This is a genomic window from Arthrobacter sp. WCS2018Hpa-7 (assembly GCF_031843805.1).
In the GTDB taxonomy this organism is placed as follows: Bacteria; Actinomycetota; Actinomycetes; order Actinomycetales; family Micrococcaceae; genus Arthrobacter.
This window is the reverse complement of sequence record NZ_JAVTJB010000027.1, coordinates 16,894-41,194: the sequence shown is the minus strand read 5'-3', so window position 1 is coordinate 41,194 and position 24,301 is coordinate 16,894. Positions and strand designations below refer to the sequence as shown.

At 58.6% G+C, this 24,301-nt stretch carries 21 protein-coding genes; 3 read left to right on the top strand and 18 right to left on the bottom strand.

Annotation, left to right across the window (positions count from 1 at the left end):
- Nucleotides 1–161: 161 nt before the first annotated feature.
- The 7 genes from RQH14_RS20820 to RQH14_RS20790 all read right to left on the bottom strand — a co-directional run bounded on the left by RQH14_RS20820 (nt 162) and on the right by RQH14_RS20790 (nt 7,535).
- Entirely contained in the window at nt 162–1,346 is a 1,185-nt protein-coding gene (locus tag RQH14_RS20820; protein WP_311215030.1) for a bifunctional 2-methylcitrate synthase/citrate synthase, read from the bottom strand.
- A 71-nt stretch (nt 1,347–1,417) separates the two neighbouring features.
- Nucleotides 1,418–2,164, bottom strand: coding sequence for a carboxymuconolactone decarboxylase family protein (locus RQH14_RS20815; protein WP_311215029.1), 747 nt, complete (start codon nt 2,162–2,164; stop codon nt 1,418–1,420).
- A gap of 38 nt (nt 2,165–2,202) precedes the next feature.
- Entirely contained in the window at nt 2,203–3,006 is an 804-nt protein-coding gene (locus tag RQH14_RS20810; protein ID WP_311215028.1) for an SDR family oxidoreductase, read from the bottom strand.
- Between the two features lie 221 nt (nt 3,007–3,227).
- Entirely contained in the window at nt 3,228–4,118 is an 891-nt protein-coding gene (locus RQH14_RS20805) for an NAD(P)-dependent oxidoreductase (RefSeq protein WP_311215027.1), read from the bottom strand.
- A gap of 85 nt (nt 4,119–4,203) precedes the next feature.
- On the bottom strand, nt 4,204–5,775 hold the full coding sequence (locus RQH14_RS20800) for a cytochrome b/b6 domain-containing protein (protein WP_311215026.1): 1,572 nt from the start codon (nt 5,773–5,775) through the stop codon (nt 4,204–4,206).
- 3 nt (nt 5,776–5,778) lie between these two features.
- Nucleotides 5,779–6,747 (bottom strand): electron transfer flavoprotein subunit alpha/FixB family protein, encoded by a 969-nt coding sequence (locus tag RQH14_RS20795; RefSeq protein WP_311215025.1) that lies wholly within the window; start codon nt 6,745–6,747, stop codon nt 5,779–5,781.
- A gap of 11 nt (nt 6,748–6,758) precedes the next feature.
- Nucleotides 6,759–7,535: an electron transfer flavoprotein subunit beta/FixA family protein gene (locus tag RQH14_RS20790; protein WP_311215024.1), complete on the bottom strand. Its 777-nt coding sequence runs from the start codon at nt 7,533–7,535 to the stop codon at nt 6,759–6,761.
- A gap of 337 nt (nt 7,536–7,872) precedes the next feature.
- Here RQH14_RS20790 and RQH14_RS20785 point away from each other — a divergent pair, with 337 nt between their 5' ends.
- Nucleotides 7,873–8,553, top strand: coding sequence for a helix-turn-helix domain-containing protein (locus tag RQH14_RS20785; protein WP_311215023.1), 681 nt, complete (start codon nt 7,873–7,875; stop codon nt 8,551–8,553).
- Nucleotides 8,554–8,673: 120 nt separating this feature from the next.
- Here the strand turns inward: RQH14_RS20785 and RQH14_RS20780 are convergent, their stop codons facing one another.
- From RQH14_RS20780 to RQH14_RS20740, 9 genes are all read right to left on the bottom strand, one after another.
- Complete coding sequence (locus RQH14_RS20780; RefSeq protein WP_311215022.1) at nt 8,674–9,486, bottom strand: enoyl-CoA hydratase-related protein; 813 nt, start codon at nt 9,484–9,486, stop codon at nt 8,674–8,676.
- Between the two features lie 47 nt (nt 9,487–9,533).
- On the bottom strand, nt 9,534–11,765 hold the full coding sequence (locus RQH14_RS20775; protein ID WP_311215021.1) for an acetate--CoA ligase family protein: 2,232 nt from the start codon (nt 11,763–11,765) through the stop codon (nt 9,534–9,536).
- Nucleotides 11,678–12,823, bottom strand: coding sequence for an acyl-CoA dehydrogenase (locus tag RQH14_RS20770; protein WP_311215020.1), 1,146 nt, complete (start codon nt 12,821–12,823; stop codon nt 11,678–11,680). The genes RQH14_RS20775 and RQH14_RS20770 overlap by 88 nt, the downstream gene beginning before the upstream one ends.
- A gap of 57 nt (nt 12,824–12,880) precedes the next feature.
- Entirely contained in the window at nt 12,881–13,648 is a 768-nt protein-coding gene (locus tag RQH14_RS20765; RefSeq protein ID WP_311215019.1) for an SDR family NAD(P)-dependent oxidoreductase, read from the bottom strand.
- Nucleotides 13,649–13,667: 19 nt separating this feature from the next.
- Nucleotides 13,668–14,810 (bottom strand): thiolase family protein, encoded by a 1,143-nt coding sequence (locus RQH14_RS20760; RefSeq protein ID WP_311215018.1) that lies wholly within the window; start codon nt 14,808–14,810, stop codon nt 13,668–13,670.
- Between the two features lie 24 nt (nt 14,811–14,834).
- A complete protein-coding gene (locus RQH14_RS20755) occupies nt 14,835–16,295 on the bottom strand; it encodes an NAD-dependent succinate-semialdehyde dehydrogenase (RefSeq protein WP_311215017.1) in 1,461 nt (486 codons plus the stop codon).
- A gap of 3 nt (nt 16,296–16,298) precedes the next feature.
- Nucleotides 16,299–18,080: a thiamine pyrophosphate-binding protein gene (locus tag RQH14_RS20750; protein WP_311215016.1), complete on the bottom strand. Its 1,782-nt coding sequence runs from the start codon at nt 18,078–18,080 to the stop codon at nt 16,299–16,301.
- Nucleotides 18,081–18,125: 45 nt separating this feature from the next.
- Complete coding sequence (locus RQH14_RS20745; RefSeq protein WP_311215015.1) at nt 18,126–19,514, bottom strand: MmgE/PrpD family protein; 1,389 nt, start codon at nt 19,512–19,514, stop codon at nt 18,126–18,128.
- 178 nt (nt 19,515–19,692) lie between these two features.
- Complete coding sequence (locus RQH14_RS20740; protein ID WP_311215014.1) at nt 19,693–20,454, bottom strand: carboxymuconolactone decarboxylase family protein; 762 nt, start codon at nt 20,452–20,454, stop codon at nt 19,693–19,695.
- Nucleotides 20,455–20,739: 285 nt separating this feature from the next.
- On the opposite strand from RQH14_RS20740, the gene RQH14_RS20735 reads away from it, so the two are divergent.
- Both RQH14_RS20735 and RQH14_RS20730 read left to right on the top strand, forming a co-directional pair.
- Complete coding sequence (locus RQH14_RS20735; protein WP_311215013.1) at nt 20,740–21,558, top strand: TIM barrel protein; 819 nt, start codon at nt 20,740–20,742, stop codon at nt 21,556–21,558.
- Nucleotides 21,559–22,013: 455 nt separating this feature from the next.
- On the top strand, nt 22,014–22,694 hold the full coding sequence (locus RQH14_RS20730; protein WP_311215012.1) for a TetR/AcrR family transcriptional regulator: 681 nt from the start codon (nt 22,014–22,016) through the stop codon (nt 22,692–22,694).
- Nucleotides 22,695–22,731: 37 nt separating this feature from the next.
- Here RQH14_RS20730 and RQH14_RS23195 read toward each other — a convergent pair whose 3' ends face one another.
- Together RQH14_RS23195 and RQH14_RS20725 are read right to left on the bottom strand one after the other, a co-directional pair.
- The gene (locus RQH14_RS23195) at nt 22,732–23,181 is read right to left on the bottom strand and encodes a cupin domain-containing protein (protein ID WP_396136334.1); all 450 of its coding nucleotides are present in this window, start codon (nt 23,179–23,181) and stop codon (nt 22,732–22,734) included.
- 82 nt (nt 23,182–23,263) lie between these two features.
- Nucleotides 23,264–24,196, bottom strand: coding sequence for an NAD(P)-dependent oxidoreductase (locus tag RQH14_RS20725; RefSeq protein WP_311215011.1), 933 nt, complete (start codon nt 24,194–24,196; stop codon nt 23,264–23,266).
- Nucleotides 24,197–24,301 lie beyond the last annotated feature (105 nt).

The following is a 24,301-nucleotide window of genomic DNA, read 5'->3' as shown; positions in this document are numbered from 1 at the left end:
TGGACAAGAGGCGGGATCCATGCGGAGGCGTTTCCTGCAGCTCGGCTACAGACCCTTCGGAATGGCCCGTCCATCCGTCCCAGAAGTACCAATACCCTTGGTCGTCCGGGTCCATATACCAACCAACCGACTCAATCACTGTCCACCCGGCCCACCCGCAGTCATTCCGCCACTTCCTCCGCACGCTTGGCCACAGCAGCCTCAGCAGCGTCAGGTGTGTACCCGTTGACGTGGCGCTCATCGGGACCGTTGTACTCTGACAAAGGCCGGATAAGGGCGTTCGAAGCAGCTTGCTCCATAATGTGCGCCGTCCAGCCTGTGATTCGTGCAGCAATAAACACCGGCGTAAATGTCAACGTGTCAAAGCCAATGAGGTTGTAAGCCGGCCCCGAAGGAAAATCGAGGTTCGGATAGATGCCCTTGCGGCCCACGAATTCTGATTCCAAGGAGTTATACAGCTCAGCCACATCAGGACGGTCGAAGTGTTCAACAAGAGTGTCCAGAGCGGCCTTCATGGTAGGCACCCGTGAATCACCACGCTTGTAGACCCGATGGCCGAAGCCCATGATCTTGCGTCTTGAGGCCAGGGCGTCATCCAACCAGCCGCTAACCTTGGCGGCGTCCCCAATCTCGTTAAAAATGTGAAGTACAGCCTCATTTGCTCCACCATGAAGCGGCCCCTTCAACGCTCCGATCGCGCTGACGACAGCTGAGTACAGGTCGCTCAGGGTGCTCGTGACGACACGCGCCGTGAAAGTTGAAGCGTTAAAGGAATGCTCGGCATACAGGATCATGGAACGGTTGAATGCATCGACGACAACCTCGTCGGCTTCCTCACCGAAGGTCATCCAGAGGAAGTTGGCTGCGTAGTCGAGATCGTCCCGGGGCTCGATCGGCTGCTGGCCCCTGCGGCGACGCTGACCATATGCAACGATTGCCGGCAGAGAGGCGAATAGACGAACGCTGCGTGCCAGGTTGTCCTCGGGGGTGCCGCTGGCTTCGAGCACGGACCCCGATCCTGCCAATTCCCGTGAGCCCAGGAGGCTGACTGCGGTGCGGACCTCGTCCATGGGATGGGCATCCAGCCGCACTAGGTCGATGGCAGCCTTGACATCGGGTTCCAATGCGCGGTGGATCCGCTCCTCTGCTCTAAGGTCTGCGAGTTGCTCGGCATTCGGCAGCTCTCCGTTCCATAGAAGGTGTGCCACAGCTTCAAATGGCTGCGTGGCCGCAAGCTCCTGAACAGGATAGCCGCGATAAAGCAGCGAATTGGTGTCGGGGTTTACCTTGCTGACGGCGGTGTAATCGACCGTGACTCCTGCAAGCCCCTTTTTGATGTCGGTCATGGGAACTCCTTGATGGTGTTTGGATTCAAGAGTTGATGCCGGCCACTTCAAACGAGGGCTGGCGGTTGGGATTAACGCCCGAATAGCGCCTTTGCCCCTAGAATGTAGCTCTCAAGCCCAAGGAGACCGGCCAGCTGGAAGATCTCCAGGATTTCGTCACGCGTCGCTCCAAGGTCAAGGGCATTACGAATGTGGCGACGTAGGCCGATTTCATAATTGTGAGTCACAGTGGAGTCAATACCAATGCAGATGAATTCCCGTTCCTTCGTGGAGAGTTTGCCGTTGTTCCACGACTCTGTGGATACAGCATCAAGGGCGTCGTAGTAATCCGGCATGAGCTTGGCGATAGCCTCGCGGTCGGCGTTCCAGAACCCCCGTGAGTCAATGAAAGCCTGCTTGGCTTCTTCAAAAGCTGCGCTAAGGCCTTCATCATCCGGCTGGTCTCCACGCTTGGCGAGCTCGTCCTGAAGGATGGGCACCGAAAAGTACAAGGCATGATTTGCCACCGCGACGATCGTCATGAGGACATCGATTACTTCACCGGCCGTCGCTCCTGCCGCCATGGCACGTTTGATGTGTCGTTCAACGGCATCCGTGTTCAGGCTGGTAGCCGAGGCGTGCATGCCTAGGAGTATCAGTTCCTTCATTCGAGGCTCCAAATGGGCACTCTTCATCGGTGTACGCCAATAGTTGGATGCAACCTCAAAGGAAGTCCACGCTGAGTCCCGGAAAGCCTCCACATCTGCTACTTCTGAAATGACGTCACCCAAGGATGTCAGGTCTGCCGTCAACGTTGTCGGCTTGGTTTGTTCTTCCATGTGTCTTACGGCCCTCTCGTTTCTGCGTGGGAACGCAGCTAGAAACCAATCTTTATCAATGCGCCGCCGTCAACGGGCAGCGAGGCACCGGTGATGAAGCCAGCTTCGTCGGATGCAAGGAACAATGCCGCGTTTGCGATATCCCAGCCCGTGCCTACATGGCCCTGCAATGGGATGAGTGTTCGGCGCTGGGCAATAATCTCTTCACGCGGAGTGCCGCTGAGCCTGGCTCGGGTGTCTACAGCCATGGCTGTTTCCACGCGTCCCGGCAGTATTGCGTTCGCCCGGATGCCGTATTGGGCGTTTCGCATTGCGAACTGCTGCGTAAACGCGATAAGTCCGGCCTTACTGGCCCTGTAGGCAACGTTAGGAGTTTCAGTCTCGATGGCTGACATCGAGGAGACGTTTAATACGACACCTGACCGTTGCTCCCGCATGATCGGCTCCACAATCTGCGCTGCCATGACAGCTCCCCGAAGATTGATCGCTAAGACTCGATCAAATGACTCTTCTGTGATTTTGTCCAACGGCCCATCGCCCGCGCCGACGCTAACGCCGACGTTGTAGTGGAGAATATCGATGCGTCCCCACCTCGACATGGCGAAATCGATGGCGTTGCGGAGCGAGTCCACGCTCCGGACGTCGGCTTCGAAAGGTTCACCCTCTCCCTGACCGGAAATCCTTAACGTCTCACGTGCTGAGTCGATGTCACGGTCTACCGCGAGAATGGACGCCCCTTCTTCAAGGAAGCGCAGAGCAGTCGCCCGCCCATTACCGATCGACTCTCCAGGGCTTTGTCCCGCCCCGATGACGACGGCGACTTTGTCGGCAAGTCTGTTCATGACATTCCTTTCGGGCCTACAACAACGTTGTTTGCTGGCTCTAATATCGGGACAAATGAAACGCCTGCAAGTTCGAGCTGCACCCTGGACGTCCCAAAAAGCTTTCCATAAGTGTACATCATTAGATACGTGCGTTCATCAATATGAACACGCAATTTCAAGGTTTTGAGGAAACTCCGCTTCCCTCTGCCATCATGCGGGCTGGGTTCAGATGCCTCGGATCAGTCGAGGTCAGTCCGAAGTTCTACGCCGGCCAGCTTTTCGACTACATTTGCGACAGCCTCCACATGGCTTTCTCGTCCCTCAATTCCCATGGCAACCTGGTACAACTCCCTGCTCAGGCTTCCGAAGAAGGTCGGAACACCCTGAGCTGCCCCCAGTGCTACTGCTAACTTCAGGTCCTTGTGGGCTAGTCCTATACTGAAGCCGCGCTCACGATCACCATTGAGGATCAAACTTCCCTGTTGCTCCAGGTACGCATTGCACCCGCCACCGGCGATTAGCACTTTGAGGGCGGTCGCAGGCGCAACGCCGTTGCTGGCGGCGAGGGTTAGGGCTTCCAGTGAAAGCCACCGCTGGGTGCACGACAAGAGATTGTTGACAAGCTTGATTGTGTGCCCTGCACCAATGCCGCCGACGTGCGTAATTGTTGGGCTGATGGATTTCAGTACCTCTACTGCGCGATCTTTCACATCCTCGTCGGCGCCGAGCATAATCGAGATAGTGCCTGCTAATGCGGCGGGGGCACCACCGCTCACTGGGGCGTCAACGAATGCTATGTCTTTCGACGCCAACCCAGCGGCGATTGCCCTGGTTGCTTCAGGATCACCGGAAGTCTGGTCAATAATAAGAGACCCGGGTGCAAGGGTTTCCGCCAGGCCACCTGAGCCAAAAATGACAGAGCGGACGTGTTCTGACGTGGGCAGGCACAACAAAACAGTCGTACAGGCGCGGCCAATTTCTGCAACACTGGTGCACTGCAGGGCGCCTTCGTCCGCCAACCTGGCTACGGCAATGGTGGACATGTCAAAAACATGTATCTGGCGCTGGCTTTGCAGGCGGCTGGCGAGTGCCCCGCCCATGTCGCCCAAGCCGATGTATCCGATCTTCACTTTTCCTCGTTTTCGATTGTGTGACTGGAGCAAGTCCCACCACTCGGGACTCATGGATGTGCGCTAGCTAGCCGGAGCTAAACCACTATCCTCGGGACACCGTGCCAAACAGCCTTGCTACGGCAGCAATGACGAGCGGCCGCGCGGCAAACCAAGCGCCTGTGACAACGGTCAGAGAGGCGATAAAAAACCAGAATCCAGTCCAGCTGACGCCATCGGTCGCCGCGTACATGTGGTTTAGATTCCGCAGGGCACCCGTCGCGAGGACCAGAGTTATGTGCGCTACGGTAAAGCCCACGAAGTAGATCATGGTGGGAAAGTGAAGGGCCCGGGCCATCTCAATTGAATAGGCCTTGCTGAGCTTCTTGGCACTAGCCGGCCATACCCCCGACATACGCACGCCGGTAACCGCCGCAAGGGGTGCCGCAATGAACACGGTCACAAAATAGCTGAGTTGCTGCAACGAATTGTAGTTAACCCAACCGTTTTCAGTGGGCCAGTTGAGTGACACATACTTCAGGGCCGCAGTCAGCGCGTTGGGAAAGACTTCCCAACTGGTGGGCACAATTCGCATCCACTGCCCGGTCGCGACGAGTAACACCACGAACACGAAGCCATTGACGAGCCAGAGCAGATCCAAGGACTGATGAAGCCAAAGTGCGAGGCTGATTTTTCTTGATTTGTTACGCCGCGACGCCCAAACAACGGGCGGGCGCTTTTGATAACGGACAGTAAGCCCTGTACGCACGATCATGACCAAGAAGAACATATTGAAGAAGTGCTGCCAGCTCAGCCAGGCCGGCAGTCCGATCGGAGCCAGCGCGGGCAGGTGGTACTCGCCGGGATATCTAGCGACGAAGTCCTGCATGAACTGCAATTCGAGGAGCCACCGGACAAACAGCACCGCCAAAGCCGCGGCAACAATTATGCCGAGCCCAAGGGCGGCGGGCCTTGACCATCGACGGCGAACTTCCGGCTTGTCGCGCGCCGGTTCCGTCGCAGCTCCGCCGCTCATATTCGTCTCAGCAGGACTTTCGTTAAGAGCATCATTGGGTAGGGAAACTGTCGCGGAATCCGCATTTCCCGAACCTGATGCATACCCAGATCTCTTCAGTTGCCCGGAATCCTGCGCATTTACGGCTCGCGTTGTATTTCCAGGCCCTTTGAGCGGAATGGAAGTGGCAAGATCCAGCCGAGCCCCAAATCCTTCCGGCGGCCAAGGCTCTCCGTTACCGCGCCTAGGAAGGCCGCGGCGCAAAGAGACACCAGTTGGCGGCGGACCGGAAGCGGCACGCCTGTCAGTAAGACGGCTGACTTTGGCCGGCGCCGCTACACCAGTCACCGCACCGGCGGCCGCGGGTTCAGCATCCTCGACATAGCCACGTTCTTTTGCAGCGGGAGCCGCCACCGGGTGTGAAATATTCGTGGGGGGCCACTGCACTCCTCCGGAGACGCGGGGAAGACCACGTCGGACCGGGGAGCCCTGCTCAATCACCGCAGTGGATTGTGGAGGTGCCTCCAGCGCAACCATCTGTGTTGTTTCCGCCTGCGGGCTCAGCACCACCGAGTCGGATGCAAATTTTCCGGCTTCGGGCCAGGATTCTCCACCGGAAAACCTGGGAAGCCCTCGCCGTATGGAATGCGTTCTCGACGCCATGGGCTAAGCCTTCTTCGCTTCCAAAGCCGAAATCAGCTGTGGCACAACGGTAAACAGATCACCGACGACTCCGTAGTCGGCAATCTCAAAAATCGGGGCCTCGGCGTCCTTATTGATGGCGACGATGGTTTTTGCCGTTTGCATCCCGGCTTTGTGCTGAACAGCCCCTGAAATGCCCACAGCCACATACAGTTGCGGCGATACTGAAACGCCGGTCTGCCCCACCTGGTGAGACTGCGGGACGTATCCCGCGTCCACGGCCGCGCGGGACGCCCCCACTGCCGCCCCCAGAACATCCGCCAGCTGCTCTACCAAGGCAAACTCGTCGCCGGAAGAGAAGCCCCGGCCGCCTGAAACGACCCTGGCAGCTCCACGCAAGTCGGGACGGGATGAATTTGTAGCTGCGGGCTCGAACCCCTCGATGTCCGCTGCCCGCCCTCCAGAAGGAACAGCGGTCAGCGCTTCTATCTTCTCCGGCCGACCAGCCGCTCGGGCTTCAATGGATCCTTGTCGAACTGTTACGACAACGGCCCCGAAAGTAGCAGCAGAGTCAATTTGGTACGACCCTCCATAAACGGAATGACTCGCAAAGATGCCTTCTTCATCGCGCGAAACACCGACCACGTCCATTGCCAACACCGCTCCCGTCCGTGCAGCATAACGGCCAGCTATGTCCCTGCCGTCCACGGAGTTCGCCATAAGTATCGCTTGGGGTTTCACCAGCTCTACAGCCGCTACCAAAGCATCCACCGAAGGCAGGGTGAGACCCTGCCCGGGGACGGCCGTCAAGACTCGCTCGGCCCCCAGCGAGCTGGCCTCGGATGCACTTGTGGCCTTGTCTGAAAGAACCAGAACCACAGGCGTCCCGAGGGAAGATGCGGCGCCCAGCAGTTCGGCCGATGACTTGGCCAGATCTCCTGTCGGGGTCGTATCCAACAGGACCAAGATTGAATCAGCAGCAAATTCTGACATTTTCGGATCTCCTAAGCGAGGCGGTTCTGCAGAAGGAAGTCAGCGAGCTTAAGGCCCGCATCGCCGTCGTCGACAATCTTTACGCCGGCGCCCCGCGCAGGCTTCTCGTTCGCTGCGATCATGATGGATCGAGGCGTTTTCGTTGGGTCTATGTCTACATCCAGATCAGCCAGACTGAGTGTCTCGTATGGCTTTCTCTTGGCTTCCCGGATGCCCTTGAGTCCTGGGAACCGAGCCTCGGGCATCGACTCGGTGATCGAAATGACTGCGGGGAGTTGAGCCGATACTTGCGCGACGCCGAACTCTGTTGCACGCTGACCGGCAATCTTGGACTCGTCAATCTGTACGCTGACCAACGCCGTTGCCTGGGGTACGCCCAGAAGCTCGGCAATCATCGCTGGAAGCACTCCCCCGGCCCCATCAGTGGACTGGTTTCCGGCGACGACCAAATCAAAGCCGGCTCGTTTGATGGAACTTGCGAGCACTTCGGCCGTCAGGCCAAGATCGGCTCCAACGAGGGCCTCGTCCGCAATATGCACAGCCGAGGTAGCTCCCATTGCAAGAGCCTTCCTCAGGGATGCCGACGCAGTCTCCGGCCCCATCAACATTGCAACGACTTCGGACCCGACGCCCGTGTCGGCGAAGCGCAGCGCCACCTCCAGTGCGCGCTCGGAAATTTCATCCATTACGGAGTCCGACGAAGAACGGTCGGTGAGGCCGGTTTCCAGAGACAACTTTCGGGCCCCGTACGTGTCCGGGACTTCCTTGACCAGGACGATGATCTTCATGGGGTTCCTTCCAACGCCAATGTCAGTATCGACGTAATTAGCTCAGGCCTTGCGCGAATCTCTAGCTAAGACTGTACCATATTAGGTATGGACGTACCATATTACGAATACAGTGCGGTCGAAGGAATGAGCCTGCGTTCGTCGCTGAGCCACTCACCTTCGGCCCGCGGGTACGGCCACGGAGCTGAGGCTGGCCTCGCTGCAGGATTCCGCTATCGGTCCGCGTATGCTTATATACGAGTCAGTAACTACGCTGCAGCTAAGGGAGGCCTTTAAAATGCCAGCAAGCCTCAACGGAGGAGCCGTGGCGGCCGAACATCGTACCGTCGGCCGCGTTATGACGATTCTGGAACTAGTCATAGCCAACGGTTCGCGCGCCATGAAGTTGGGCGATCTCTCCACGGCCCTCGACGCCCCCAAGTCCTCGCTGCATGCCCTGACGAAGGGGCTCGTCGCCACCGGCTATCTCCGCGAAGCCGACGGTGGCTATGTTGTCGGGCCAGCCATATCTAGCCTGATCTCAGCAGAGACCGTGACTGCGCAGTTTGCCTACCGACACATACTTTCCGAACTGTCGGAGCGCTGGAGTGAGACGGCAATGCTTTCAACACTCGTTGGGGACTCAGTCGTCTACATCGACTCAGTGGAACCGGAGATGTTCATCCGCGCGATTACCCCTCTTCATCGAAGGCTCGTACTCTGGCCGCGCAGTTCGGGCAAGATTTTCTTGGCCTTCATGGAGGAGAAACGCTTTGAAGGTTACCTGCGCCGTCACCATCCAGAGCCTTCCAACGCCGACTTCGTCCGGGCAGAGGTGGCCACGACCAGGGAAACGCAGATCGGAATAAACATCGGACAATCGGGTCAGGACCATATTGGCCTAGCCGTTCCGGTTGCTGTCGGAAATTCCCCGATCACCATGGCCATTGCGATGGCCGGCCCACGGTCCCGTATTGAAGGCAAAATGGACGAGATGGCTGCCGACATGTTGAGAGCGGCCAAGTCCATCTCCGGCTGAAACGCCTGCGATATTTTGTTGAAGCTACCCAAAAACGATGCCCGAATCCGTGATTGCAGATTCGGGCATCGCCTTCTTCGATGGCAACCGGACAACGCCTCTCACACGTCTCACGGCTTCTTAGCGACCCTGATACTCGGGAGGTCGCTTCTCAAGGAAGGCTCTCATTCCTTCTTTTTGGTCTTCCGAGTCGAACAGAATCTGAAAAGCTTTCCGCTCCAAGAGCAGGGCCGTTTCCAAGGGTACGTCTGCACCTGCGCGGACGACTTCCTTGATTGCCGCGACGGCCAAGGGGGGCATCTTAGCTATCAGCTTAGCCATCTCGGTGGCCTGAACCAGCGCTTCGCCCTCGGGCGCGAGCTCAGAAACCATGCCCATGCTGAGACCCTCGCTCGCCACGACATGTTTGCCCGTGAGTAGCAACCGCATGGCCTGGTAGCGGCCTACAGCCCGCAGCAGTCGTTGGGTACCTCCCGCTCCGGGGATCACTCCCAGCAGGATTTCCGGCTGACCGAATCGGGCGCTTTCCGAGGCGATGATGATGTCGCAACAAAGTGCCAATTCGCAGCCACCGCCCAAGGCATAACCCTCCACAGCAGCGATAAGGGGCTTCGGGCAAGCTCGCAATACCGTAAACATCCTGTCGGTAACACGAAGGGTGTGCTCAACGGGTGTCAGGTTCTCCATCTCCGCCACGTCTGTACCGGCAACGAAAGCGCCACCCGCGCCCGTTATGACAATGGAGCGAACTGAGCTGTCGGCACCCAAGGCTTCGACGGCACGCGCCACGTCTTCCTTGACTTCGATATTCAAGGCATTGCGGCGCTCGGGCCTATTAATGGTCAACAGGGCAACGCCGGGCGCTGCCCATTCGACGATGAGACTGCTGGTGCTCAGTTCAGACAACACGTCTTCAGCCTGGACATTGGTCAATTGTTCACATCCTTTGATCGGGAATAGTCAGGGTTGCGGAGCCGTTATCAGTCGTTGGAACTGATGACGAGGCCGTCGACGGCGACCACTCCTTCGCCTGTCGCCAGGACAAGCAAGGGATTGATCTCGGCATCGGAGATCAGGGCCTCAGGGTCGTGGGCCAGTTGTGATATTGCAACGACCGCGTCCGCGAGTGCATCGGTGTCACCCGTGGGAAGCCCACGGTAGCCGCGTACCACTGCCAGGCCTTTGACTTCGTCGATCATCGATCGCGCTTCCTCGAGACCAACAGGGGCAACCCGAACGGCAATGTCTTTGTACACTTCCGCGAGAATTCCGCCGACGCCAAGCACCACTACCGGGCCGACTTCAGGATCCCGCCGGAACCCGAGGATGACTTCCGCCAGTCCCGTCTCCATCTTCTGAACCAGAACTCCCTCGACCTTGGCATCGGGATGGCGTTTGGCTACGTTATCCCGGATGCGGGAAATGGCCTTGGCCAGTTCGTCACCATTGCGGATTCCGAGCACGACGCCGCCCGCATCAGTCTTATGCGGGACGTCCGCAGACAGGATTTTAGCGACCACCGGATACTCTATTTGCAGAGAAGATATTGTGGCACCATCCTCCTCCTGCACGACGACCGAGGATGCCGTCGGGATGGATAGCGAGGCGAATATTGCTGCCGAGTCACGCTCATTCGGGCGACGGCCATTGAGTCCCGAAATTGTGTCCGCGATGGCGGCCAACGCTTCGGTGTTAGAGGCCGGGGGCTCTGAGGGCTGCCTCCATTGGCTCCAGGCCCTGATCGCGTCGGCGCATGCTTCCGGCGTCCGGAATCCTGCGACACTGGCTTTACTCAATTGTTCAAGAGCCGCTGTGGCATGCGGAGCGAAGAAAGCGGCCAACGGCTTACCGGGGCTTGCAGCGCGCACCAATGGGCCCGCCGAAATTTCGGGCTGAAACTGTGCGGAGCTTCCTGCAATAGCCAGGACCAGATCGCAGTGGTCAGAAGCTACCAATTCATCAAGAACTGCACCGTAGACATCTGCGCGGGTACCCGCATGAGTCAGGTCGGTGAGTGGGCCACGCGGAATGTCGATTCCCTTCGCCGCAAGTGCGTCCACAACTTCATCGCTGGGAGAAACTACGTCAATGTTCATCAAGCCAAGACGGTCGACGACAGTTGCCGCGCCTCCACCCGTAGTAGACATGACGGCCACACGATGCTGCGCTGCCGGACGCTTGCCGGATACCAAGGCAGGAAGCTCAAACATGGTCTCCAGGTTATCGACGCGAAGAATTCCGTGGGCGCGGAAAAATGCGTCGCCCACTTCTGCTGACCCCGCCATCGCCCCCGTATGCGAAGCCGCAAGCCGTCGTCCGACGTCGGAACGTCCGAGTTTATAGGCGATGACTTGCTTACCCGATTCAACTGCACGCCGGGCTGCCGAAGCGAGGCGAGGGGCATCACGAATCGTCTCCAAGAACAGCAAAATCGTCTCGGTTTCCGGATCGTCCACAAGCCAGTCGGTGAGTTCGCCTACGGTGAGGTCACTTTCGTTGCCGATGGAGACGACTTTCGAAAAGCCCACACCGCGGCCAAGTCCTCGTGAAAGCAGTCCACCTGTCATGCTCCCGGATTGCGAAATAACGGCAAGCGGGCCAGAGGTGATTTCCAGCTGCTCAATGGCCGCATTGACTGAAAGCGCACTGGAGGGCTTGGTGCTGAGAACTCCGCTGCAGTTGGGGCCGAGGATACGAACTCCGCCTTTTCGAGCACGGGCAACCAATTCCTCCTGCCGGCGCAGGCCTTCGGGACCGGCCTCAGCAAAACCATCGGCATAGATTGTGGCTACCGGAACCTGACGCTCGATGCATTGTTCGATTGATTCAGCCACGGCTGCCGCCGGCACCATGATGAAGGCATGGTCGATGGTATCTGGCACGTCAAGGAGGCTGGGATATGCCTTGTCGCCGAAGATCTCATCACGGTTCGGGTTGATCGGCACAATCTTGCCTTCAAAGCCATGCCGCCTCAGAGATCTCTGCGGCCGTGAAGTATGCTTTTTTTCGTCGCTGGAAGCGCCAACGAGCGCTATGACCCTCGGCGAGAAGAGACCGTCAAAGACGCGGCGGTCTTGCTCGCTGAGACCTGCCTGTTCCAGGCTGCCTTTTAGTCGCGGCATCTCTATCGCCTCTGTGAGAATCGTCGACCGAACACAGATTCGGCGATGCGGTTGAGCAGCATCTCGATGGTGCCGCCAGCAATCATCCACCCTCGGGTGCGTCGCAGGCAGTATTCGACAAGCATCTCATCGCTGTACCCCATGCCACCGAGAACCTGAAGTGACTCGTTTGCGACATCGAAGCCAGTACGGTTACACATGACTTTGGCAATCGCTGTCTCTTCTGCGGAAGGGAATCCGGTGTCGGCATTGATCGCTGCACGATAAAGCAAGAGCTGGGCACCATCCAACTTGATTTTCATGTCCGCGAACTTCCACTGCAAACCTTGGAACTCGCACAGCGGACGGCCAAACTGCTTGCGCACGAGCGCGTGTTCCCTGGCCAGTTCGTAGGAATAACGGCCAAGCGCAAGAGCACGGGCGCTGTTGCCGATTCTCTCGACGTTGAAGCCACTAATCTGCTGCTTGAAGCCGCCTTCGCCCAACAGCACATTCTCAGCAGGAACGTAGACGTTGTCGAAGTACAGGGGGTTCCAGTCCTCTCCGCCCATGAAGCTCGCGGCCGCGCCGAAGCTAAGGCCCTCGGTGTCACGCTCGATGAGAACAGATCCGATGCCATCCGCCCCGGGGCCAAACCTGACATACACCAAAAACAGGGAGGAGTGGAGCCCGTGAGTGGTGAAGATCTTCGTGCCGTTGATCCGGAAGCCGTCACCATCGGGAGTAGCCGTCGTCGTTAGCTCGGTCACTGCGGAACCGGCGTCGGGTTCCGTCATGGCAACGCAGATTAGTCCACTACCATCCAGCAGCGGGGCAAGGAAGCGCTTCTTCTGCTCCGGAGTTGCGAAGTTTGCGAGGACGCGGAGCGCACCAAAGTTGCCAGCTTGAACGACATCTGCGCTGCGGGGACAAACAGCAGCGATTTGTTCGATGGCGATGACCGCGTCCATGAGCGAACCGCCGCCGCCTCCGTCCTCCTCGTCAACAGTAATGCCGATGAGGCCATTGTCGGCCATTTTTTTGGCAACGTCCCATGGGTAGTCACTGCTGTGTGCGCGCTCGACAGCGCCAGATGCGAGTTCGCGTTGCGCGAAGGCGCGGACCGAATCGCGGAAGTCCTTCTGCTCGGTCGTGAGTTCAAAGTCCATTGCGTTTCCTTTGTCAGGGCTTGAAGTGGTTGATAAATCGAGGTAAGTGAAGGTATGTCACCTGGGTGGCATCCTGATGGCGCCGTCCAAGCGGATGGTCTCGCCGTTGATGTATTCGTTCTCAAGCACGGAGACTGCCATGTGGGCAAAATCTTCGGGATTTCCCAACCGTGATGGATGGGGAACAGCTGCGGCGAGACCTTCGCGAATGTCGCTGCGGAGCCGCGCCAACATCGGGGTGTCGAAGGTACCGGGAGCGATCGTATTGACGCGGATTCCGCGGCTTGCCAAGTCGCGTGCCGCTACTAGGGTGAGTCCGTGGACAGCCGCCTTGGACGACGTATAAGCCGCCTGTCCTATCTGTCCGTCGAAGGCCGCAACTGATGCAGTAAGCACGATCGCGCCGCGATCTCCGTCGGCTACGTCGTTAGCGGCCATTCGTGCAGCACTGAGCCGCAGCACGTTGTAAGTGCCGAACAAGTTGATTTTGACGACGTTCTGGAAGCTATCAAAGTCGCCCGGATTGCCATCACGGTCCACAATGCGGAGGCGATCCCCTCCACGGCCGGCGCAGTGGACGACTCCTCGAAGGGGGCCATTCTGCTCGGCGACGTCCAGAGCTGCCGAAACCTGGTTTTCCTCCAGCATGTCGGCCCCAATGAAAGTAGCTCTATCCCCCAGCTGAGCGGCGGCCTCTTCGCCTGGAGATCCCGGCAAGTCCAGCAGTACGACACTGGCCCCTTTACTTACGAGGCGTGCCGCTGTAGCAAATCCAAGTCCGGACGCCCCACCGGTTATCAGCGTTGATGTTCCTTCAAGTTTCAAAGGATCGGTCCTTTCAGATTCAGCTCGCAAGTTCCACGAGCGTCGCGTTGGCAGTGCCGCCAGCCTCGCAGATGGCTTGGAGTCCGTAACGGATGCCCTTATCGCGCATATGGTTTATGAGACGGGTCATGAGAATGGCCCCGGATGCCCCTAGTGGGTGGCCTACAGCGATGGCCCCGCCAAGGGGGTTGAGCCTGTCAGGGTCCGCACCAGTCTCGGCCAGCCAAGCCAAGGGCACGGTTGCGAATGCCTCATTGACTTCGTATGCACCGATTTCGTCCAAGCGGACACCGCTGCGGGCCAGGAGCTTCGCCGTCGCAGGAATGGGGGCTGACAGGACTAGCGTAGGATCATCGCCTGCTACGACTCCACTATGCAGTCGAACGATCGGCGTCAACCCTAGTTCTGCTGCACGTTCAGGGGTCGTGACGATAACTCCGGCGGCTCCATCGGAAATCTGTGATGCGTTGCCAGCCGTTACTACACCATTTTCGCTGAAGGCCGGGTTGAGCCCCGCCAGTGCCTCCAGAGAGGAATTTCGGCGGATTCCTTCGTCATAGCGAAGGTTTGGTGCCGCCGGAACTGGAACCAACTGGCTGTCGAATGCACCTGCGTCGGTAGCGGCTGCGGCTTTCATATGGGATGCCAGCGCGAATTCATCGAGCTGTTCCCGGCTGATCTTCCAGCGTTCAGCCATCATTTCCGCGCCGGCTCCCTGCTCGAATCCCGCATGGTTGTAGCGCGCGTTCATGGCCGGCCCGTATGGCTCACCAACAGCACGGGTGGCTCCGAGGGGAACACGTGTCATGGTTTCAACACCGCCCGCGATTGCCAGGTCGTATCGGCCCGACATGACGCCCATCGCCGCGAATTCAATAGCCTGATGGCTGGAGCCGCAAGCCCTATTGATGGTCACACCCGGAATGGATTCTGGCCACCCGGCTGCCAGCAGGGCAAACCGACCGACATTTCCCGACTGGTCACCCAGCTGGGTTACGCAGCCCCACACAACGTCATCGACCACTTCCGGATCCAGGCCTGTACGTTCAAGCAAGCTGTTCAGAACATGCGCCGACATGTCCACAGGGTGAACATTCGCCAGCAGGCCCTTCCGCCGTCCAATCGGTGTGCGGACTGCCTCAACTATTACGGCTTCGCGCATTTTGTCCTCCTATTACGGCTCGGGTCAGAGCCCGCCCATGCAGATGTATTTGACTTCCAGGTAGTCTTCAAGGCCGTGGTGGGAGCCTTCCCGACCGAAGCCCGATTCCTTGATGCCTCCGAAGGGGACCGCCTCATTGGCCATCAGTCCGACGTTGATTCCCACCATGCCGGTCTCGATGCCTTCAGCGAAGCGCCAAATCCTGCCGATGTCGCGTGTGTAAACGTAGGACGCGAGACCCAACTCGGTGTCATTGGCCGCTGCGAGTACCTCGTCCTCATCCGTAAAGCGGAAAATAGATGCGAGCGGCCCGAATGTCTCCTCACGTGAGACGTTGGCGTTCTCGGTGACATCAACCATGACAGTTGGTTCAAAGAACGATCGGCCGAGCGAGTGCCGCTTTCCACCGGCGATGACCCGCGCGCCCTTCGCCACTGCGTCTGCAATGTGGGCTTCTACTTTCTCCACAGCATCCACGCCTATCAGCGGTCCCATCGTGACGCCCGGGTCCGACCCGTCCCCCACAATCAAAGACTTGACGCCATCCGCCAATCGCGACGAGAACTCTTCGTAAACGGCTTCGTGAACGTAGAAACGGTTTGTTCCGACGCATGCCTGACCCGAATTACGGAACTTGGAAGCCAAGGCACCTTCGACGGCTTGCTCCAGATCGGCGTCGTCGAAAACAATGAACGGGGCGTTGCCGCCCAGCTCGAGAGCGAGCTTTTTGATAGTGCTTGAACTCTGGCCCATAAGAATGCGACCAACGCCGGTCGACCCTGTGAAAGACAACTTGCGCACAACCGGGTTTGTGGTCAGTTCCAGCCCCATGTCCTTCGAGTGACCAGTAATGACATTCAGTACACCTTCAGGGATTCCCGCCCGGCGTGCCAACTCCGCCAAAACCAGCGCCGAATAGGGCGTTTCACTGGCCGGACGAACGATCATGGTGCATCCTGCGGCGAGGGCCGCAGCTGCCTTGCGGGTCACGATCGTGTTTGGGAAGTTCCACGGCGTAATTGCAGCGCAAACCCCAATCGGCTGCTTGATCACCACAACGCGGCGGTCCTGCGCCGGAGCGGGAATGGTCTCCCCGTAGGCCCTTCGGGCCTCTTCAGCAAACCACTCGATGAACTGCGCCCCATTGACCACCTCAGAGAGTGCTTCCTTATAAGGTTTGCCCTGCTCTGCAGTAAGGATGCGCGCCAGATCCTCACGGTTCTCCATCACCAGATCGAACCAACGACGCAGGAGGCGGCCTCGTTCCTTTGCCAGCATTCCCCTCCATCCAGGCAAGGCCTTCTCAGCAGCCTCGACGGCACGGCGCGTTTCCGCCGCCCTGAAGAACGGGACGGAACCAATTTCCGCTCCGGTGGCCGGGTTTAAGACAGGGATACTTTCACCCGAATCGGACGCGATCCATTCGCCACCTACCAAGCACAGTTGGCGGAGGAGGTTGGGATCATTGAGGCGCAGTTCAGACACGATTTACTCTCCTGTTGTAGAGGTATCTACGGGGCCCGGCTTCCAGGTCTCGTTGAAGTTCGCGGGGTACGGGTACCAGATCGCCCGCCACTGGGGCGTGGACAGTTCCGTATCAACGTTGATGAGCGTGGGACGGCCCGAAGCCAGGGCCTTTTCCAGCGCAGGTTTGTAATCCTCCGCTTTGTCCACCCTGATGGCTTCAGCGCCCATGGCCTGGGCCATGGCAGCATAGTCGGGTCCCCACAGTTCTTCCTCGCCTACCTTGCGGTAGTCACACATGGACTCCCTGCCGTAGACCTTGAGCATAGTTTCGCGCTCGATCTGGAACGACCTGTTGTCCATGACTACCCAGACAATGGGGAGGTTGAGTTCAACTGCTGTAGGAACCACAGTGGCACGCATTAGGAATGCGCCGTCGCCAAGCAGCGCGATCGCGGGGCCGTTGTTGCTAGCGATGCTGGCACCGAGCACCGATGCCGCGCTCCAACCCATGCGGTGCATGAATCCGGAGTGGACAACGTTCCTCGAGGAGGCCGGCAAGAACGACGGGCCGAAGCTCAGCATGTTGCCGGTGTCGAAGTGGATGGAGGCGTCGGGGCAGTTTTCGGCAACTACCGCAGCCGTGTCCCAAGTGACCCTCGCATAGTGCAGCGGCGAGATGTCCGAGGTGCGCATGTACTCGGTTTCCGCCAACCACTCTGTGCGCTTGGAATCGAGCAGCGAAGTCCATTCTTTCTGCTCGCTGACCCCGGCGGCACGAGCAGCCACGGTCAGTGCCTCAAGTGCGAGCCGGGCATCGGACGTAATGGCGACCTCGGTCGGGTAAGCGCGGCCAAGCTCGCTGGTGTCGATGTCCACGTGGATCAGCTTGGTGTTCGTAGGGATGTCGAACAGAGTCCAGCCACCGGTGTCGATGTCGGTAAAGTGCGTTCCGATCCCCAACACTACGTCGCTGTGGCGGGCACCGTAGTTGCCCTGGCCCGTGCCGGCTCGGCCGATGCAGCCAAGGGAAAGCCGGTGGTCTTCGGGGAATGCTGCCTTACCTGTTGGCGTCATAGCCACCGGAATGCCGGTGGCTTCCGCAAACTCAAACAGTGCATCGTACGCGCCTGAGTTCGCGATACCACTTCCGACCACAATGGATGGGCGTTCGGCCGCCTTCAGCAACTCGATTGCCCTGGCAACCCCCTCGGGAGCCGCTGAGGGTCGGTGGCAGACCATGTAGGGCCGGGGATCGGGAAGATCGTCATCGATCAGGGTGTTCTGGATGTCGAAAGGAATTGCCATGACAACCGGTCCGGGACGCCCGGAGTGTGCCGTTTGATATGCCTTCAGGAACATGTCGATCACCGTGTCCGGCCTGGTGGCCATCAGCGACTTCTTGCTGATCGGCCGCATCACACCTGCCCAGTCCTCTGGGCTGTCGCGGTAAAATTCCTCGATGCCGCCGCGATCGAACCAGTGTGTGGCACCGACGCCCGCAAGAATCAGCATGCCGATCGACTCGTAGTACGCTGTGGCGATCGGAGGCACGGTATTCATGTTGCCTGGGCCGACACTTGTGGTCACGATGGGCAGCGGGGGCTTGCGCTTACGGCGCCAGTATCCGTCTGCCAATTCGATTGCATGGTCTTCGCTTCGCACAGCGACGCTGCGGATGTTGGTCTCGTGCACTAGTGCGTCAAGCAAGGCCCAGTTGCCGTGCCCATTCAGACCGAAGACCACTTCGGTTTCCATTTGTTCCAACAGGCGAGCGATTGCCTGTGCGACGGTAATTTGTCCCATGAACTTTCTTCCTCAATCAGTTATGAACCGGCCCAAGTGGGCAGGTCACTGGACGTTGCCTACAAGTCGGCTCTCGAAGAGCCCTACGCGTGTCGGCAATTCTTTTGCCGACTGCAGCGAATCGATTCGCTGCAGTGCATCAAAGAGCTCTTGGGCCTCATGGTCCGAGTGCGTCTTTTCTGTGCATTCCCGGAACTTCCCCCAGAGCTGTTCCCTGGTCAGGGGTTCATCCGCCTGACCAGGCACACTAAGAATTGGACCGCTCTCGATCACTTCACCGCTCCGCAGAGTCATTTTCACGGACTCGGACGGAGAGAACACTGGGTCCCGCTCATCGACTTCATCGACAGGGATTAGTTTGACCTTGGGATAAAACGCCTGAAGGTCTGAGCGAAGAACAACCTCGTCGGCTAGCTCCGGGACGCCCATCTTTCCCAGGATTACAGCAGCCGCGATACCGTATTGACCACTGAACTCCGCCTCCCAGCGGTTCTGGGGTTGCTCGTAAACGAGCACAGTGACCTGTGAACGGCCCATTCGGACTTCAACAGACTCCACCTCTTCCGGATCGATCTTTCGGCCTCCCAACATCCGGACCGTCCCATTGAACGATCGGTGCAGGAAGTAGCAAGTCGGATGAAGCTTGAACTGCAGCTTGTGCTTGGGCAGATACCATTCCTTGCCAAGCTTCGACTCGGAAGTCAGGTCCGGCTGGCGGTCGGTGGAGAACGCCATAAGGAATCCTTGCCGGTTTTCCATTGCATCTAGCCCCGCGCTCATTCCCGCTGCGGCCAGCCGCGAAGCCTCAAGGCCAAACCGGGCGGCCATTCCGGCGTGGTAACCCTTCATCATCGAACCGAAGTTCGAAAAGATCCCACCTGCATAGCTCCCGGCAATGGCTACAGCTGCAGCAGCCTTCTCGGCCGGCAACTTGCGCAGCACAGCGCCAGCCGCCGCAACGGCCATCACCCCAAACACTGAGGTTGGGTGCCAACCCTTGGCGTGGTACTGGCGGTCACGACGCCAGAGTTCGCACCAGACTTCGTAACCGGCGATGTACGCGGTGACCATTTCCTGACCTGTGGACCCCAGAACCTCGGCCTCGGCCAGGATTGCTGGGACGAGAACGGCGCTTGGGTGGCCGGACATTGACTGGTCATCGTAATCCAGTGAGTGGGCGATGGCGCCACCAAGCAACGCTGCGGCGGGGGCGGAGACGAGTCGGTCGGACAAACATGCCCGGGCCTCCCCGACGCCAGACGGTTCCACAAGGGTCTGACGAACAATCTCCGTCACTGGCTGATCGATGCCGACCATTACGACTGCCACTGTGTCAGTGAAGGCATCGCGAACCATGGGCAGAACCTCAGGGGGGAGGTCCTTGAATTTAACATTCGCCAAGAACTGGCCAATGTCGGCGGTCAGTGAGCTCACGGTTCTCCTTTGATCACGTTTTGGCTCAGCGCCTCGGTCGAACCTATCGGTTCGCCAACTAGGCGCGTTCCGTATTCTGTACGGCTATTCGCATTTACCAACGTAAATGTACTTACGGAAAGGGATATCGTCAAGCTCTCCATGCGCGGGAGCGGCTCCATGGCCCACTGCAGTGGGCTTAGTAAGCCGGCGCTTGCAGCTGTCCAGAGGCGCCGAAGAGAGCGTTTGCTCCGAGGATGTAGCCCTCCAGCCCAAGAAGTGCCGCAAGTTGGAAAACGTGCAGAATCTCGGCCCCCGAGGCGCCGAGGCTGATCGCGTTGCGAATATGCAGCCGTAAGCCTGCTTCGAACGCGTGATTGACGGTGCAATCCGTTGCAATGCAGATCAACTCCCGCTCCTTATTACTGAGCTGGCCGGATCCCGAAGACGCCACCGACAAATCTGTCAACGCCAGGACGTATTCGGGTAGGAACGTAGCCAATCGATCACGGTCGGAATTCCAAAAGCCCCGGGCGGCGATGAAGCGACCCTTGACCTCTTCGAATTCCGGATGCGCGTCCGGAATCTGAATGCTCACCCCGGCCCGGGTCAGCTCTTCCTCGAGGACGGGAACGGATTTATACAGGGCATGGTTCGCCAAGCCCACAATGATGATTAGAGTGTCCAGCACGTCTTCCTCGGTCGCCCCGGCGAGCCTGGCGCGCTTGACCTGACGCCCAATCGCTTCAGCATTCAAGGCCGAGGCTGAGGCGTGCATGGCCAGTAGTATCAGCTCTTGCATTCTGGGCGTCAGGGCCCCAGCCTCCACCGGCACCCTCCAAAACCTTGCGGCGGCATCGTAGACTTCGGGCGAAATTCCCTTAATCTGCTCTGCCACCGACGCACTGGAAAAGGCGTGGCTCAATGACGACATATCTTCTTCGGCGGACGTGGGCGTCATGATTGATGACTGCTCCTTACCGGAGACTGCCCGTCCGGCGGCCCTGCGCCACTGGAGACAACGGCGCCTCCGGACATTCAGGATATCAGATGTTCATTCCCAAATACGAATCTTATTGAGGATTCCCACGGCCAACCGAAGACCTCTTACTGCGAGGCGTCACGTCTTGGCTCGTTTTCTTGTTTCGAGATAGCGTATACTCGTGCGTAAATACGAACGCGTAGTGGAGCGGCTTGGGTTCTGGTTTGCATAGACCCTTGGGCGCCCATAATTGGAGAGTTCACCATGAAGACCAATAATGACCGGATTATCTCCCTTGCTCCTCTGACAGTATTGCCATGCTCGCCAGTTCAACAGATCGACGTCGCCGCAGCTTCAGGATTCAACGCAGTCAGTCTGCGCCTTCTGCCGGTGATGGAGTCAGACATCGATGTTATGGCCGACAAAGCCCTGCAAGCGGCCATTGAGCAACATCTGTCGACAACCGGCCTTCGCGTTCTCGACGTCGAAGTCGCCCGGGCTACGTCTGCACTTGATGTTCCGGCCCTCATACCCACACTCGAGTTCGCCGGTTCGATCGGCGCTCAGCGATTTGCGATCACGGCAGAAGCTGAAGGGTACTATGACGCTGCAACTGAGGCCGGCGTAGTGCGTCGCATAGCGGAACTATGTGAGGCTGGGGAACGCTTCGGAGTTGGCGTCATGCTCGAGTTCATGGCGTACCGCAGCATACGATCCCTCGAACACGCCGCGAACATAGTTGCCACAGTCGGCCACCCCGGACTGGGTATCACCATCGACGCCCTTCATCTGTTCCGCTCGGGTGGAACAGCCAAGGATATTCTGGGGATCCCTCGGCAGGCTCTCGCCTGCGTCCAATTATGTGACGCACCAGCCGCAGCTCCGAGCGATCTCGCCGGGGAGGCTCGCAGCGGACGGTTGTACCCTGGAGATGGCGACCTTCCGCTGGGCGAGCTCTTGCGAGCACTCCCGTCCGACCTCCCTATCAGCATCGAAGTGCCAGCTACTGAGAACGCCTCAATGACCGTCCTGGAACGCGCCACAAGGGCCGCCGCATCACTCCAGCCTCTCGTGTCTGCGTGAACACTACGGTCCAACATGCCATGGCGCTCCCGGCAGAAGTCCCCCGAATCCAACTCCGATCGACGGTCGTGGTTTGGATCGTCTCTGTGTAGGCGCGAGCCAGAGTCCCCCGCCAGCGCCCATCCGAGTGGAGCGGTGACGACACCTCTCGGGTCTGACCTCAGCACCAACGCCCAAAGCGGGCAAGCAGCCGCCGACAAAGTCGTGCGTCCTTTACATGAGGCTCGGCGATTATGACCCCTTCGTCAGCGAGCTAGCCCAAGCAGGACGCTGGCCGATTCGCTTCTCTGGTCATGGCGATCTGGGGAACATTCCCACATACGAAGAGGCGCTAACCTTCCTCGAGGCCGTGAAGGGAGCTGGACAGCGGTAGGGGCACTCTTGAGCCACCTATCTCGGCGTGCCAGTGCTCAAACTCAACGGATTGCATACATCCACCTTGTTAGGGTGGACCTATGCCGAAACAAACCATGCGCAAGGATGCAGCGCTTAACCGGGAGCGACTTTTAGCCGCGGGACGAGAGCTCTTTGCCGAACGTGGACTCGATGCCACACTGAACGACGTCGCCCATCGGGCCGGCGTCGGGGTTGGGACCGCCTATAGACGGTTTGCCAATAAAGAGGAATTGATTGAGGCGCTTTGGCTTCAACAAGTTCAAGAGCTCGAATCAATACTCCACGAAGCTCTGGCAGTGCCCGACCCGTGGGATGGCCTGGTGTTTTATCTTGAACGTTCACTCGCCGTGCAGACCAGAGATCAAGGCATGGCCCAGATACTGGCGGGACGCCGCAAATCGGGACCAGAAAGGCATGACTGGCAGGGCGACCGACTGGCGCCATTGGTCAATCAAGTCGTAGAAAGAGCACACCACGGCGGTGTCCTTCGCAGCGATGTGACTGGAACGGACTTGATCTTTGCCCAGATAGGCCTGACGGCCATTTCCGGAACAGTGCGTGAGGGGACCACCGTAGCCGGGCGCCCCGATGCAGTCGAGCTTTACCGGCGGTATCTTTGGATACTACTTGACGGCCTTCGTACGTCTTCGACCGCTAACTCGACGCTGCCAGTAGCCGCTCTCAAGACCGAAGAAACACATGCGCTGCTTGGCCCCCGCACGGCCCCCACAGTTGGCTAAGTTTCGGAAGAGTGTCTCTATCAATACGGTAATAACATCAGCCGAGTGACGAAGTGCGGCAGTCACCTTGGCTGGGCCGTGTGAAGGAAGTGCCGCGGCCGGCCTCTTGAGCGCGCAAATACTCTTCCTCGGACAGTTCGTCCTCCCAGACCACCCCAGCGAACGTCACTGCGGTGTGCATCATTGAATGTGATGAAGTTGCTCCGTGCCAGTGCCTCGTATTGGGCGGCGTCCAGACGATATCGCCGGCAGAGATTCTAATAGTCTGGTCATCATCCCCCACGAGTCCTTCACCGTGTTCAACTATCAGCAGTTGCCCACCCGGATGTGTGTGCCAGTAGGTCCGACCGCAAGGGGTGAAGAAAACTTTTCCCAGGGAGAACCCGTCGTCTTGCTGAAGCAATAAGTCCCGCCACAACTCACCGGTATATGGGCCAATTGAACGGGCGGTTGGTCCGCCATCTCCCCTACGAACGACAGTTAGCATGGTTGTTCCTTCACTTGATTGGCCAAAGGGGCCGATGAATGTGTGACGGGATGAGCCAAGAAGCTCTTCCCTTGCGTGGTTATTAGCCGCGCGAGCCCTCAACTCCGGAGATTGATACGTGCTCCGTGCTGCGAATTTTTACACCGCATAGATCCTCAAGAATTGTGCACACTACTGGGTGATAGTTCGCTGCTCGTCCGGCTGCCCTGGCAGCCTGGTAACTCTGGTCCGCCAAGGCGCCAAATTTCAGAGGGACCTTCAGATCATCGGCCAACTCGAAAGCAAGGGCCAGGTCTTTCCTCATGAAGTCCACGGAGAACAGGTCGTGCTCGCCAAAGTCGCCCTTGAGCACGTGCTCCTTATAGTGCTTACGCATGCCATGGTTGAAGCCCACCCCCTCGATGACGGAGTCAACGAGCTTCTCCGGGTCAACACCGAACTTCACACCCAGTACGAGCGCCTCGGCATTAGCATTGATACATATGGCAAGAATCAGATTATTCACAATCTTTGCAACCTCACCGGAACCGACGTCGCCCATATGCCGTATTTCACCTAAGGCTGCAAGAACAGGCCTGCACTTCTCCACAACGTCTTCTCTGCCGCCGACCACCAGCGCAAGGCGACCAGCACGGACGACGTGGGGACCGCCGTTCATGGGGGCACCGATAACCTCAACGTTGCGGGTGCCGAGTACGTCTGCAATCTTCCGTGTAGTCACTGGAGAGATGGTCCCCATATTCACGAAAACCGTGCCTGGACGGGCAGTCTCAATAACCCCGCCTTCGCCAATGGCGACAGCTTCCACCTGAGCCGAATACGGCAGGAACGCTAGAATCACGTCGCTTTGTCCGGCCAAGTCCTTGACCGATGAAGCCTGGATCGCTTGAGGGTGCGCCGCCATTTGTTCGATTCGGGGGTCATAAAGAACCAGATCAAAGCCTTGTTCTTCGAGTCGACTCGCTGCGTTACCGCCCATTGCGCCAAGCCCAATGATCCCTACTTTGGTATTCACGCTACCTCCAAGGTCGGACCCCACCAATGGAAGGGCATTCATCCCAGCTCGCCGTTGCGGGGCTCCGATAAGGGTCATATCGGACTTTATGACTCGCCGCCCATC

What these genes read in the sequence shown, in the direction of transcription:
- RQH14_RS20820 (WP_311215030.1), bottom strand. Translation starts at nt 1,346, where the DNA reads ATGACCGACATCAAAAAGGGGCTTGCAGGAGTCACGGTCGATTACACC.
- RQH14_RS20815 (WP_311215029.1), bottom strand. Translation starts at nt 2,164, where the DNA reads ATGGAAGAACAAACCAAGCCGACAACGTTGACGGCAGACCTGACATCC.
- RQH14_RS20810 (WP_311215028.1), bottom strand. Translation starts at nt 3,006, where the DNA reads ATGAACAGACTTGCCGACAAAGTCGCCGTCGTCATCGGGGCGGGACAA.
- RQH14_RS20800 (WP_311215026.1), bottom strand. Translation starts at nt 5,775, where the DNA reads ATGGCGTCGAGAACGCATTCCATACGGCGAGGGCTTCCCAGGTTTTCC.
- RQH14_RS20795 (WP_311215025.1), bottom strand. Translation starts at nt 6,747, where the DNA reads ATGTCAGAATTTGCTGCTGATTCAATCTTGGTCCTGTTGGATACGACC.
- RQH14_RS20790 (WP_311215024.1), bottom strand. Translation starts at nt 7,535, where the DNA reads ATGAAGATCATCGTCCTGGTCAAGGAAGTCCCGGACACGTACGGGGCC.
- RQH14_RS20785 (WP_311215023.1), top strand. Translation starts at nt 7,873, where the DNA reads ATGACGATTCTGGAACTAGTCATAGCCAACGGTTCGCGCGCCATGAAG.
- RQH14_RS20770 (WP_311215020.1), bottom strand. Translation starts at nt 12,823, where the DNA reads ATGGACTTTGAACTCACGACCGAGCAGAAGGACTTCCGCGATTCGGTC.
- RQH14_RS20760 (WP_311215018.1), bottom strand. Translation starts at nt 14,810, where the DNA reads ATGCGCGAAGCCGTAATAGTTGAGGCAGTCCGCACACCGATTGGACGG.
- RQH14_RS20750 (WP_311215016.1), bottom strand. Translation starts at nt 18,080, where the DNA reads ATGGGACAAATTACCGTCGCACAGGCAATCGCTCGCCTGTTGGAACAA.
- RQH14_RS20740 (WP_311215014.1), bottom strand. Translation starts at nt 20,454, where the DNA reads ATGACGCCCACGTCCGCCGAAGAAGATATGTCGTCATTGAGCCACGCC.
- RQH14_RS20735 (WP_311215013.1), top strand. Translation starts at nt 20,740, where the DNA reads ATGAAGACCAATAATGACCGGATTATCTCCCTTGCTCCTCTGACAGTA.
- RQH14_RS20730 (WP_311215012.1), top strand. Translation starts at nt 22,014, where the DNA reads ATGCCGAAACAAACCATGCGCAAGGATGCAGCGCTTAACCGGGAGCGA.
- RQH14_RS23195 (WP_396136334.1), bottom strand. Translation starts at nt 23,181, where the DNA reads ATGCTAACTGTCGTTCGTAGGGGAGATGGCGGACCAACCGCCCGTTCA.